General features: G+C 63.0%; 9 protein-coding genes. 4 read left to right on the plus strand and 5 right to left on the minus strand.

Annotation, left to right across the window (positions count from 1 at the left end; genetic code table 11):
• Positions 1-288: 288 nt before the first annotated feature.
• Positions 289-1,098 (minus strand): glutamate racemase, encoded by an 810-nt coding sequence (gene murI / locus DVDV_RS19830; protein ID WP_075356317.1) that lies wholly within the window; start codon positions 1,096-1,098, stop codon positions 289-291.
• A 78-nt stretch (positions 1,099-1,176) separates the two neighbouring features.
• Positions 1,177-3,915 carry an ATP-binding protein gene (locus DVDV_RS19835; protein ID WP_075356318.1) on the minus strand — a complete coding sequence of 913 codons (2,739 nt, stop codon included), beginning with the start codon at positions 3,913-3,915 and terminating at the stop codon, positions 1,177-1,179.
• Between the two features lie 662 nt (positions 3,916-4,577).
• On the opposite strand from DVDV_RS19835, the gene DVDV_RS19840 reads away from it, so the two are divergent.
• Genes DVDV_RS19840 through DVDV_RS19850 form a run of 3 tightly spaced genes read left to right on the plus strand, consistent with a single transcriptional unit; the run spans position 4,578 to position 9,042 of the window.
• A complete protein-coding gene (locus DVDV_RS19840) occupies positions 4,578-5,084 on the plus strand; it encodes an NAD(P)H-dependent oxidoreductase subunit E (protein WP_075356319.1) in 507 nt (168 codons plus the stop codon).
• Positions 5,084-6,976 carry an NADH-ubiquinone oxidoreductase-F iron-sulfur binding region domain-containing protein gene (locus tag DVDV_RS19845; protein WP_075356320.1) on the plus strand — a complete coding sequence of 631 codons (1,893 nt, stop codon included), beginning with the start codon at positions 5,084-5,086 and terminating at the stop codon, positions 6,974-6,976. The genes DVDV_RS19840 and DVDV_RS19845 overlap by 1 nt, the downstream gene beginning before the upstream one ends.
• 2 nt (positions 6,977-6,978) lie before the next feature.
• Positions 6,979-9,042, plus strand: a complete 2,064-nt coding sequence (locus DVDV_RS19850; protein WP_254845458.1) for a [FeFe] hydrogenase, group A — start codon at positions 6,979-6,981, stop codon at positions 9,040-9,042.
• A gap of 259 nt (positions 9,043-9,301) precedes the next feature.
• Here DVDV_RS19850 and DVDV_RS22525 read toward each other — a convergent pair whose 3' ends face one another.
• Complete coding sequence (locus DVDV_RS22525) at positions 9,302-9,526, minus strand: hypothetical protein (RefSeq protein WP_139311684.1); 225 nt, start codon at positions 9,524-9,526, stop codon at positions 9,302-9,304.
• Positions 9,527-9,545: 19 nt separating this feature from the next.
• Between DVDV_RS22525 and DVDV_RS22530 the strand changes: the two genes are divergently transcribed.
• The gene (locus DVDV_RS22530; RefSeq protein WP_139311685.1) at positions 9,546-10,607 is read left to right on the plus strand and encodes a hypothetical protein; all 1,062 of its coding nucleotides are present in this window, start codon (positions 9,546-9,548) and stop codon (positions 10,605-10,607) included.
• A gap of 67 nt (positions 10,608-10,674) precedes the next feature.
• Here the strand turns inward: DVDV_RS22530 and DVDV_RS19860 are convergent, their stop codons facing one another.
• Both DVDV_RS19860 and DVDV_RS19865 read right to left on the minus strand, forming a co-directional pair.
• Positions 10,675-11,397: a 4Fe-4S dicluster domain-containing protein gene (locus DVDV_RS19860; RefSeq protein WP_075356322.1), complete on the minus strand. Its 723-nt coding sequence runs from the start codon at positions 11,395-11,397 to the stop codon at positions 10,675-10,677.
• 216 nt (positions 11,398-11,613) lie between these two features.
• Positions 11,614-12,880, minus strand: a 1,267-nt coding sequence (locus DVDV_RS19865) for a molybdopterin dinucleotide binding domain-containing protein (protein ID WP_303046339.1), incomplete at its 5' end; no start/stop codon positions are given.

Below are 12,880 nucleotides of genomic sequence, written 5' to 3' on the forward strand. Positions count from 1 at the left end.
GACCCGACTGGTCCAGGCGCTACCTCACCAACGGCCGTTTTGCCAAAGGCCCCGAGGAACACACCCACAAAGCCGCCCTGCTCTTCACCCGCCAGGGGTAATTGGGGGGAAGAAGAAGGCGAAGAGAGCCTCCGGCGGCCAAAGGGCAGTGCCCTTTGGAATCCCACCTGGGGTACGTTTGATTCGACCGGGTGCGTGGCCAAGTCGAGGAGCGGAAGTTGCGCCAGAAAAGACGAAAAGGGGGCGAAGCAGCGCCCCGACCCCTCCCCCGCTCCTGCCCGCTGTCGCCTACACCAGCGTTTCCAGCCGCACGTCGGTCATGGGCCGGCCAAGAAACCGCTCGCCAACGGCAATGAACCGGTGGGGCAGGTCGGTGACGTGGAAGCTGTGGGCCGGGGCGGCGGCGGTGTTGCGCAGGCCCTTGGCGTCGAGGATGGCGGCGGCGCGGCGGGCCACGGCCGTGGCCGAGTCCTGGAGCCGGATGCCGGGGCCGACGACCTCGGCCAGAAGCGGGGCCAGAAGCGGGTAATGGGTGCAGCCGAGAATGAGGGTGTCGAGATTGTGGGCGGCCAGCGGGGCCAGGTATTCGACAGCCACCAGCCGGGTGGCCGGGTGGTCGAGCCAGCCCTCTTCCACCAGGGGGACGAACAACGGGCAGGCCTTGGCCACGGTGTAGACGTCCGGGCCGCCAAGCCGGGCCAGGGCGCTTTCATAGGCATGGCTGGCGATGGTGGAGGGGGTGGCGATGATGCCGATGCGCCTGGAGCGGGTGGCGGCCAGGGCGCTTTCGGCCCCGGCGTCAATGACCTCGAGCACCGGCACCGGGGACAGGCCGGTTATGGCCGGCAGGGCCACGGCCGCCATGGTGTTGCAGGCAACGATGAGCAGCTTGACGTTTTTGGCCAGCAGGAACCGGGTGATCTGGGCGGCGTAGCGGGCGACGGTATCGGGCGACTTGACGCCGTAGGGAACGCGGGCGGTATCGCCGAAGTAGACGATGGGTTCGCCTGGAAGCAGATCCATGACGGCGCGGGCAACGGTGAGGCCGCCGAGGCCGGAATCGAAAATGCCGATGGGGCTGGACGGATCGTGGTGCACGGGTCGGGCCTTTGCGGAAAATTTACGCCGGACGTCGCATCCGGCGCAGGACGCTTGGAACGCCGCCGGGCGGTGGCGTCAAGCCTTTTTTTCCAGGACCGGGGCGTCCACCGGGAGGCAGGCCTTGGCCACGACCCGGTTTTCCACCACCCGCCGCATACAGTTGAGCATTTCCGGAACATCCACTGGTTTGGCCAGATAGTCGTCCATGCCGGCATCGAGGAACTTCTCCCGGTCGCCGGTCATGGCGTAGGCCGTCATGGCAATGATGGGAACGGTCGTGTCGTAGCGGCCGGTCTCGTCGGTGCGGATGCGCCGGGTGGCCTCGATGCCGTCCATGACCGGCATCTGGACGTCCATGAGCACGACGTCCACGGCATGGCTGGCCAGGATCTCCAGGGCCTGTTCGCCGTTTTCGGCCTCAAGGACGCTGTAGCCGACTTTCTGGAGCATCCGGCTGGCAGCGGTGCGGTTCATCATGTCGTCTTCGACCACCAGGGCGGTGAGCCCGGCCGGGACGGTGGGGCGACCCTGTTTTTCGACGGCCGGTGACCGGCCCAGGTCGCGCGGGGTCAGGGGCACGGTGACGCGCATGGTGGTGCCGCTGCCCTCCCAGCTTTTGACCTCGATGCTCCCGTGCATGAGATCGACAAGGCGTTTGACGATGGCCAGTCCCAGGCCCACGCCGCCGCCCTGGCGGGTGTAGGAGTCGTTGGTCTGGACAAAGGGGACAAAGATGTCCTCGATCTTGTCGGCGGGGATGCCGCAGCCGGTATCGGCCACGGTGAAGACGTAGCGGCGCGGGATGTCGACCCCGGCCGGCCCTTCGAGGACGGCCGGCGCGATGGTGACCTGGACGGTGCCGGCGTCGGTGTATTTGACGGCGTTGCCGACCAGGTTGAGCAGAATCTGGCGCAGTCTGGCGTCATCGCCGTAGGCGGTCTCGGGCAGGCCGCAACCAAGCTCGATGCCCAATCCCAACCCCTTTTTGCGGGCCATGGGACCGAAAATGTCCAGGACAGCCTGCTTGATGTCGGCCAGGCTGAAGTCGGTTTCGCGCAGGGCCAGGGTGCCGGATTCGATCTTGCTGAGGTCGAGGATGTCGCTCAGAAGCCGGTTGAGGCGGGCGGTGGCCCCGGCGGCCATGCCGACATATTCCTGCTGCTCGGCGTCCAGGCTGGTGGTTTCCAGGAGATGGAGCATTCCCAGGACGCCGCTGATCGGCGTGCGGATTTCATGGCTCATGTTGGCCAGGAATTCGGACTTGGCCCGGTTGCCGGCGTCGGCCATTTCCTTGGCCCGGCGCAGTTCCTGCTCATGGCGGTATTGTTCGGTGATGTCGCGGTTTGAGCCGCGCCGGCCGAGGTCTTCCCCACCAACGCCGGCAATGCGGCTGCAGACGTGGCCGATGTGCAGGGTTTCGCCCTGGCTGGTGACGATGCGGAAATGCAACTCGTCATGGCCCCCGTCGTCCGGGCCAAGCTGCTCCAGATGTTTGTCCCAACGCTGGCGGTCCTCAGGATGGATGACCTCGCGAATCGGGAGCCCCCCGGGCCCGAGGAAGGCCTGGGGCGGGTGGCCGGTGATCCTCTGGCAGGCCGGCGACACCCAGCGGCACTGGCCGTCCGGCCCGTCCCAGAACTCCCAGTTGTGCGAGTTGTCCGCCACAATGCGAAAAATATGTTCGCGCTCGGCCAGCCGGATTTCGGCCTGTCGCCTGGCTTCGTCAGCGGCCTGACGTTCGGCGGCCCGGGTGGCCAGGAGAGCGGCGGCCCTTTCCAGGGCGCTGGCCACGGCAGCGGTTTCGGCCAGATCGGCCTGGCACGAGACCACGGGCAACCCCTGGCCCAGGGCTTCCGCCGGCGAGGTCAGGCCCTCGATGGAGCCGGCGATGCGCCGGGCCAGGGACAGGGCCAGGAGGATGCCGCCGAGGGACAACAGCAAGGTCGCCCCCCCGGTCCACCACAACCATTGGCGCACATCCGCCAGGAGGATGGCCTGGGGCACGCTGACCACAACGCTCCAGCCCGAGGTCTCGGCCTGGGCAAAGCTGGCCAGGACCGCAACGCCGTCGAGATTGGACGTCTCGAAGGGCTGGTCCGGGAATTGGCCCTGGGCAAACCCGGGCACCAGACTGGTTGCGGGCTTGCCCACCCACTGCCCGTTGTCGCGGGATCGGGCCACCACGATGCCGGCGGCGTCGAGAATGACGGCGGTCCAGCCCTGGGACAAGTGCTCGTCGACGAGCATGGCCTCGAAACGGGCGGCAGGGACGGTCATGCCCAGATCGTAGTGCACGACGCCGTCCTGGAGAACGGGCATATCCAGGCTGACCAGAGGGCGGCCGGTGACCGCCCCGCGAAAGACGTTGCCGATCACCGGCTTGGCGGTCTCAAAGACCTGGCGCACGTTCTTGCCGGCGGCGCGCCGGGGCAACGGCGTGCCTTCGGGGAGGTAGGAGTTAAACACCTGCTGCCCGGTGGCGTCGGCCAGGATGATGTCGGAGTCGGGGTAGCCGGCCAGCAGGGTTTTGACCTGGCGGCGAAAGGCCGTGAAGTCGTTGGTCTGCAGAGCCGGCGAGGTGGTCAGGCCTTCGGTTGCGGCCTGGACAATTGTCAGTTCGCGGTCGGTGGCCTGGGCGAGGTTCCTGGCGGCTTCATCCATATACCCCTGGGTCAGGGATTTCTTCGTGTCGTAAGCGTAATAGACGAGGTAGCCGGCGCAAACCCACACCGGCAGGACGCAGGCCAAGACAAGGCCGGCCAGCCGAAATCGGATGGAGCGCGGCGGTCGGGTGGCAGCAGGCGCATGAACCATGGGCGGGGGCCTTTGGGCATCGGCCCGTCGGGGAACACCCGGCGGGGGAAACGGGTCTCGGCCAACGCTAGATAAAACCACATGGTTATGCAGCCTGTCCACGAGAGAGTTGGCGGCGCTAAAAATTGTTCGGCCCGGTTGTCCAGGGGCGGCTTGTGCGAATTTGCAACGCATGTGCATTTTTGCAACAAGCAAAAACCCACGCGTCTGGGCCATTCCCGACTCCGACGCCGCAGAAATCCCCCTTTTGATGCAAAATCGCAACAAAACAGCCGCCCCAGCACCATCCACCCCCTGCGCGCAATCCCCTCCCGCCCGGTCAAGACAACTTTTATCTCTTCTATTCCAGTGTGTTGGGAAAATAGGCTGACGATTGTCCAAAAAGTAGCATGCATCTTGCTGCGTCGTTTTGCCACGGTTTTTCCGGTCCCGCCCCTCCATCCGGCTGCCCGGATCGGCAGACCACGCAGCAAAAACCCTGGCCCGTTCGGCCGCCTCTGCCCTCGCCACCCCCCCGCAGGCGTCCGGCGCGGCCGGCCCTGGCGGGATCGCCGCGCCTCTCGGGTTGGGCGCGGCGCACCCCCTTGCGGTGCGCGGGTGTCGTGACAAAAACCCGAACGCGAACTCCGAAGAACGCTTCCTGCCCTAAAAGGAGACCATCCATGGAGCCCAGCCAGGCCGCCGCGTTGGCGGAAACCGCCAAGTTCGAGAAACTGTGCGGGATTCTCGACCACTATGACCGCCACCCCGCCCGACTCGTCCCCATCCTGCAGGCGCTGCAGGAAGAATACCGCTACCTGCCCCAGGAAGTCCTGTCCTACGTCGCCACCTCGCTGCGCATCCCCGAGGCCAATGTCTTCGGCGTGGCCACCTTCTACGCCCACTTCGCCCTGGAGCCCAAGGGCAAGTACGTCGTGCGCCTGTGCGACGGCACCGCCTGCCACGTCAAACAGTCCATCCCCATCCTCGAAGCCCTGCGCGAGCGCTTACACGTCACCGAGGCCAAAGCCACCACCCCGGACATGCTGTTCACCGTGGAAACGGTCGCCTGCCTCGGCGCCTGCGGTCTGGCCCCGGTCCTGGTCATCAACGAAGACGTCTACGGCCAGATGACCCCCCAGCGCGCCGTGGGCCTTATCGACGCAATCTGCGCCAAGGAGCTCCAATAATGGAAGGCCCCATTCTCGATTCCCAGACGGCGGGCGCGCCCGCGACGGCGACCAGCGGCGGCCGCCGCGTCATTGTCTGCGCCGGCACCGGCTGCGTGGCCAACGGCTCCAAAAAGGTCCTCGACGCCCTGGAAGTCCAGATGGCCGCCGCCGGCCTCGACGTGGTGCTGGAATTTCGGCCTGAAGGCCACGGCGACGGTGTGCGCGTCTCGCACTCCGGCTGCCAGGGCTTTTGCCAGATGGGACCGCTGGTCACCATCCTGCCTGAGAACATCCTTTACACCAAAGTCACGGCCGACGACGTCGCGGACATCGTCGATCTGACCCTGGTCAAAGGCGAGCCGGTCGAGCGCCTGCTCTATGTCGAGCCGCGCACCAAGGAAAAGTGCCTCGGTCCCGACCAGATCCCCTTTTACCAGCGCCAGACCCGTTCGGTCCTTAAGGAATGCGGCTTCATCGACCCCGACGACATCCGCGAATACGTGGCCCACGGCGGCTACTCGGCCGCCGGCAAGGCCTTTTCCGAGATGGACTGCCAGGGCGTGTGCGACGTCATCAGCCAGTCCGGCCTTCGCGGCCGGGGCGGCGGAGGCTTCCCCACCGGCCGCAAGTGGGAAGCCGCCCGGGTCCAGACCAGCCCGAAAAAATACGTCATCTGCAACGGCGACGAGGGCGATCCCGGCGCGTTCATGGACAGAAGCCTCATGGAAGGCAACCCCCACTGCGTCATCGAAGGCATGATGATCGCCGCCCGGGGCATCGGCGCCGACGAAGGCTACATCTACGTGCGGGCGGAATATCCCCTGGCCGTCAAGCGGATGCGCAAGGCCGTGGCCGACGCCGAGGCCGCCGGCTATCTCGGCGACAACCTGTTCGGCTCGGGCCAGGCCTTTCGCCTGGAAGTCATGGAAGGAGCCGGCGCGTTTGTCTGCGGCGAGGAAACCGCGCTCATTGCCTCCATCGAGGGCCTGCGCGGCATGCCCGCCCCAAAGCCCCCCTTCCCGGCCCAGCAGGGCCTGTGGCGCAAACCGACCATCATCAACAACGTCGAGACCCTGGCCCAGATTCCCCGCATCATAAGCGAGGGAGCCGCCGCCTACCGGTCGCTCGGCACCGAGACCTCGCCCGGCACCAAGACCTTTGCCCTGACCGGCCACGTGTCCAATACCGGCCTCATTGAAGTGCCCTTTGGCGCGACCCTTCGCGAAGTGGTCCTCAACATCGGCGGCGGCGTCACCGATGACCGGGGCTTCATTGATGAAAAAGGCTTCAAGGCCGTGCAGATCGGCGGCCCGTCCGGTGGCTGTCTGACCCCTGACCTGCTCGACCTGCCGCTTGATTTCGATTCCCTGCGCTCGGTCGGGGCCATGGTCGGCTCCGGCGGCCTAGTGGTCATGAACCAGAAGACCTGCATGGTCAGCGTGGCCCGGTTCTTCATGGAGTTCACCCAGCGCGAGAGCTGCGGCAAGTGCGTGCTGTGCCGCGAAGGCACCAAGCAACTGCTGGCGCTCCTTGACGACGTCATCGAAGGCCGGGCCACGGCCGAGACGCTGTCCCTGCTCGAAACCCTGGGCCATGCCGTCCAGGTCGGCTCCCTGTGCGGCCTGGGCAAGACCGCGCCCAACCCGGTGCTCTCGACGCTCAAGCACTTTCGCAAGGATTACGAAGAGCACGTCTTTGACAAGCGCTGCAGCGCCGGCCGCTGCAAGGCCCTGGCCATGCCGACCATCAGCGCCGCCCGCTGCAAGGGCTGCCGCCTGTGCGTCAAGGCCTGCCCGGCCGGCGCCATCAGCGGCGAGAAGAAACAGCCCCACGTCATTGACGAGGCTTTGTGCATCAAATGCGGCGCCTGCGCCACAGCCTGCAAGTTCGGCGCGGTGGAGGGAATCTAGCCATGACCATGACCCAGCAATTCGTCACCATCGAAGGTCGCAAGGTCGCCATCGAGGGCGAGCGTAACCTGCTTGAAATCATCCGCAAGGCCGGCATCGACCTGCCGACCTTCTGCTACCACTCCGAACTGTCGGTCTACGGGGCCTGCCGCCTGTGTCTGGTCGAAGTGGCCGGACGCGGCGTCCAGGGAGCCTGCTCCACCCCGCCCGAGCCGGGCCTGGACATCAAGGTCAACACCCCGCAGCTGCGCGAGATCCGCAAGATCGCCGTGGAACTGCTCCTGGCCAACCACGACCAGAGCTGCCCGAGCTGCTTTAAAAACAGCGACTGCAAGCTTATGGACATTGCCCGGCGCGTGGGCGTGACCTCGGTCCGCTTCAAGCCGGTCCAGACCCTGGTGCCCCTTGACACCTCCTCGCCGTCGCTGGTGCGCGACCCCAACAAGTGCGTGCTGTGCGGCGACTGCGTGCGCATGTGTTCGGAAATCCAGGGCATCGGTGCCATCGGCTTTGCCTTCCGCGGCCATCAGACCGCTGTCTTGCCGGCCTTTGGCAAGAATCTGGCCGACGGCGAGTGCGTGGGCTGCGGCCAGTGCGCCAATGTCTGCCCGACCGGAGCCCTGGTGCCGCGTTCGGAGATCGAAGAGGTCATGGCCGCCCTGGCCGATCCGACCAAGCATGTCGTGGCCCAGGTGGCTCCGGCGGTGCGCGTCGGGCTTGGCGAGTGCTTTGCCACCCCGGCCGGCGATCCGATCATGGGCCGCATGGTGGCGGCGCTTAAGCGCATGGGCTTTGACGCCGTCTATGACACCACCTTTGCCGCCGACCTGACGGTCATCGAAGAGGGCCAGGAATTCCTGACCCGGGCCGCGGCCGGCGAAAAGCTGCCCCAGTTCACCTCCTGCTGCCCCGGCTGGGTCCAGTTTGCCGAACAGTCCTTCCCGAACCTGCTGCCCAACCTGTCTTCCTGCCGCTCGCCTCAGCAGATGTTCGGTTCCCTGGTCAAGGAGATGCTGCCCGAGAAGCAGGGCATCGCCCGCAAGGATCTGGTCATCGTCTCCATCATGCCGTGCACGGCCAAGAAGTTCGAAGCCCGCCGGCCGGAATTCGCCAAAGACGGCTCCCCGGACGTGGACTTCGTCCTGACCACCCAGGAACTGGCCCGGATGATCGACGGCTCCGGACTGCGCTTTAATGATCTGCCGCCCGAGTCCCTGGACATGCCCTTTGGCTTTGGCACCGGGGCCGGCGTCATCTTCGGCGCATCCGGCGGCGTGACCGAGGCCGTTTTGCGCTTCGCCGCCGAGAAGATCACCGGCAAGCCGCTGACCTCAGTTGATTTCCATGAAGTGCGCGGCGAGTCCGGCCTGCGCGAGGCCGTGCTGGAAGTCGGCGGCAAGACCCTGCGTCTGGCCGTGGTGCATGGGCTGGCCAATGCCCGGGCCGTGGCCGAGCAGGTCGTGGCCGGCACCTGCCAGTACGACCTGATCGAGGTCATGGCCTGCCCCGGCGGCTGCATCGGCGGCGCGGGCCAGCCCGTGCCCAAGGATCTGGCCGACCGCAAGCGCCGCACCAAGGAACTCTACCAGTGCGACAAGACCTTCCCGCTGCACAAGGCCCAGGACAACATGTTCGTGACCGAGTGTTACGACAAGTTCCTCGGTGCTGTCGGCGGGCATAAGGCCCACGACCTGCTCCACACCCACTACCAGAGCCGTCGCCGGGTGAGCGACGAGACCCTGGTGCTCTTAAGCGGCGACCCGACCCAGACCAAGGTGCGCGTGCGGGTGTGCCTGGGCACGAGCTGCCATCTGCGCGGGGCCCAGGACATCCTGACCGGGATGCTTACGCACATCGTGGAGCAGGGCCTGGCCCACGCCGTGGACGTGCGGGCGTCGTTTTGCTTTGAGCAATGCGCCAGCGGCCCCACCGTCGAGATGGACGGCGAGATCATGAACCACTGCACCCTGGAAAGCGTGCTGGCGGCTCTGGACCGCAACCTGAAAAACCCGCTGTCCCAGCCCGTAAAAGCGGCGTCTTCCTGCGGCTGCTCCTGCGGCAAATAGACCAAGCGGGATACACAACAGAAAAAGCAAAGGGCCGGCCCGTGAGGGTCGGCCCTTTGTCATGGGGGCATTGCAGTCTTTACAAGAAAGATGCCTCCAGGTTGAGCAAATGACCCCATGCCACAGACTCAGACAACCTTGACATTCTATAATGACATATATATTGCTCGATTTTTTAAGAATCTTACACAAAATGAGACACCCATGGCCACCACCCCCTCCAAAAAACAATCATTCCGGCAAACCATGAAGACAATCGCTATAGCGAGATACTCAGACGCTCAAAGGACGCAATATCGCACACGATATCTTTTGACGACTTTAGCGAGCCCAATAAAGATTCAAGCCTCAAAGAAAACAACGGATTCGTTGATATATTTTCATTTATTTTTATAGGAATAATTTCCGGCATAACAATAGGATTTATTGCAGCAAGCATACCTAATGGCGATACAGGTTTTCTCCCTGCAATTACATCTTTCATTTTGTCACTTGCAATACTCTTGATCACGACACACAAAGGATCAGTACTGCTTATCGCTATATCTGTTAGAATAGTAAATTACTTCGCAACTACCTACTTACGCATTATTTCACCGCATATTTTCGTCGGACTGACTACAGGCATAGCTTGTGGAGTTGGTTCAAGCTTTACAAAAAAATTGAATTACAATCTTTTCCAACCGATTATAACAATTTACAACTTCTTAAGTGGCGACAGATATCCTGACAACAGGGAAGACGACTCAGACCACGATGACATTACAAAAAAAGTATATCGCAGGCTCATTCTTAGACATACGATACTCAATGAAATTGAGGGTCTATCTCAACAGCATTCTGTCTTCAATGAACTCTGCTGCAAATACGAGGACGGGATACCTTCTCCGACAACACTAGACTGTCTGCAACAACTAGATGAAAAAACCCCACAGAAACGACAAGAAGAATCGCATGGATCGGCGCAAGAACATCCATTCATACTCCAACCACCAGGCATCAGAGCTTACAATCTCGCAGTCACCGATCTCTTTGTAGAGAAGGCGCTCGCCTACTTAAACAGAAAAGCAAGACTTTATAGCAGACAAGGCTTTATACTATACAGTACTGCATTTTTTTGCATGATATCAGCAATCTTCTTTTCATTCACCACGGACAAAATAGACAAGATGCACCAAGACATGATCACCTATACATCCCTGGCTACACACTTTATGATATCAGGATTTGTTAAAAACTTTACTTTTTACGGGCTCATAATTCTTTTAGCCGTATTCACCGCTCGCATGGGAAAAACCCTTTTCGCCCAAGCCGAGCAAATGAAAGATCGCCGCCATGCTCTACGTCAAGGGCGCCTTTTTGTTCACCTCAAGGGTGGAAACGTCACCATTGAAGAGCTCGAACGGGCCTTTAACTGGAACACAACACAGGATAACGCTTTTTTCCATTTGAACACTGAAGCCCAAGCACCATGGGGCAGCATGTTCAAAGAAATGATGACTACTTTGCGTGAGACGGCAAAATCGAGCCTGGAACTCACAAAATCACTGAAAAAAGACGGCTAGCTCAGTTTTTCAAATACAAACGGGCCGGCCCCTACGGACCGGCCCGTGTCATTTTCATCCAGCCGCCCTACCCCCGCATCTGGCGTAACGGCCCGAGCACCTTGTCAAACAGGGCCAACCGCGTCAGGCCGCGCGGCCCGGCTGCGTCGCCCAGGTACTTGTAGTAGGACTTGGGGTCCACCTCGGCCAGATAGATCACCCGCACCGAGTCGGCGTCCACCAGGATCGCCTTGGGACTCTTGGCCTGGACCTCGGCCAGCCGCGCCTGGGCCAGCTTGAGCATGTCCTCACGGTCGCCGAAGTTCATGGTGCCCGTGGGGCAGGTCTTCACGCACGACGGCAACATCCCGGCCTCGACCCGGTCAATGCACATGTTGCATTTGGAAAGCTGCCTGGTCACCGGGTCCTGCCGGGGAATGTCATAGGGGCAGGCCCCGCGCACGGTCTCAAAATCGAGTTCTTTGGTCTTTTCGGTGTAAATGACCGCCCCGGTGGCCGCGTCGTGCAGGATGGCCCCCTCCAGCATGGAATCGCCGGCCATCTTGCACGGCGGTTCCACGCAGTGGCGGCACTGCTCCGGGAAAAACAGCCACTTGAAGTCATCGCCATCGCCGACCTCGCTAAACCGCACCAGCCGGATGGTATTGTACGACAGATCGGCCGGATTCTGATGCGTGCCCCGCTGGCTGGTCTTCTCCGCCGGCAACTGCTTCCATTGCTTGCACGACACCTGGCAACCCCGGCATGCCGTACATCTGGTCAGATCCACAAAAAACGATTTGCCCGACATAACCTATCTCCTGCGATGCTGTGGCGGCTTGGCCCCTTGCCCGGGGCGGCCCTTTCGGCCCACGCATCGTCATTGCGCTCGTTCTCCCGAAGATGCCGGAATCCCGGCCCATCCCCAACGACGCCCTAAACAGAGGGCTGGGGAGCATCCACCCGGCAGGGACCGGGCTGCGCCCCGACCTTCCTCTTCCGCCTGCCGCTGTCCCCTGGTTAACGCCTAGGCCTTGGCCACGTTGACCATAAACGCCTTGGTCTCCGGGATGCCGGTATTGGCGTCGCCGACCGAAGGAGTCAGCAGGTTGGCCGAGTCGCCGCCGTCGGCCGGCCAGACCCAGGCGAAATGCCAGGGGATGGCCACCTGATGCGTGGTCTTGCCGAGAATGGTCATGGGCTGCATCCGGTTGGTGACCATGGCGATGGCCCAGATTTTACCACGCTTGTTTTGAAGGACCACCTTGTCGCCGTTCTCGATGCCCCGCTCCTTGGCCAGGGCGAAGCTCATCTCGCAAAACATCTGCGGTTCGGCTTCCAGCAGCCAGGGCGTCCAGCGGGTCATGAGGCCGGTTTGCCAGTGTTCGGTCACGCGCATGGTGGTGCACACCACAGGAAAGGCCGGGTCCGCCACGCTGCGAAGGGCTTCCTCGCCCGGAAAGATCAGCGCAGCCGGGTTATGGAGCTGTTTGGAGAATGGCTGGCTGGCGATGGGGCCTTCCAGGGGCTCGTAGTGTTCCGGGAAGGGGCCGTCGTTCAAGCCCGGGCCATAGAGCTGGCCCAGGCCGTGGGTCTGCATGATAAACGGATGGATGGCTCCGGGTGCGCCGCTGCCGTCCGGGATGTCGCCCACCCACTTCTTGGCGGCCTCGTCCCAGGCCAGGACGGCCTTTTGCGGTTGCAGCGGCTGGCCCTTGGCGTCCACGCCGGCCCGGTTGTAGAGCACCCGGCGGTTGAGCGGCCAGGCCCAGGCCCAGTTGGGGAAAAGCCCGACCTTGGCCTGCTCCGGGGTCTGGTCCCGGGACATGCGGGCGGCCAGGTTGCCCTTGGCCGGATCGGGATCGACGTAGGAGCCGCAATAGATCCAATCGCCGCAGGTGGTGGACCCGTCGTCGCGCAGATTGGCGAACGTCGTGACCTGGCTGCCGGCCTTGTAGGTGGTTTCGGTGCCGTCCGGGGCTTTGACCGTGACATCCTTGACGTAATAGCCGTTGATCAGCCGGGCCAGCTTCTGGGGGTCAAAGCTGTGGCCGTCGCCCCAGTCCTTGAGATTGGCCCCGAGGATGGGTTCGGGAAACGCGCCCTTGGCCTTGGTATAGGCCTCGCGTACGGCCAGGAACAGTTCATAGGCGATATCGCCGTCGGGCTTGGACTGTCCCAGGGGCTTGGGGCCGGGATAGCGCCACTGCATCCAGCGGCCGGAGTTGGTGATGGAGCCTTCCTTTTCAATGGACACGCAGGCCGGCAGGAAAAACACTTCGGTCTTGACCTTT

Origin of the sequence: Desulfovibrio sp. DV (assembly GCF_001936595.1) — a bacterium.
Taxonomy (GTDB): domain Bacteria; phylum Desulfobacterota; class Desulfovibrionia; order Desulfovibrionales; family Desulfovibrionaceae; genus Solidesulfovibrio.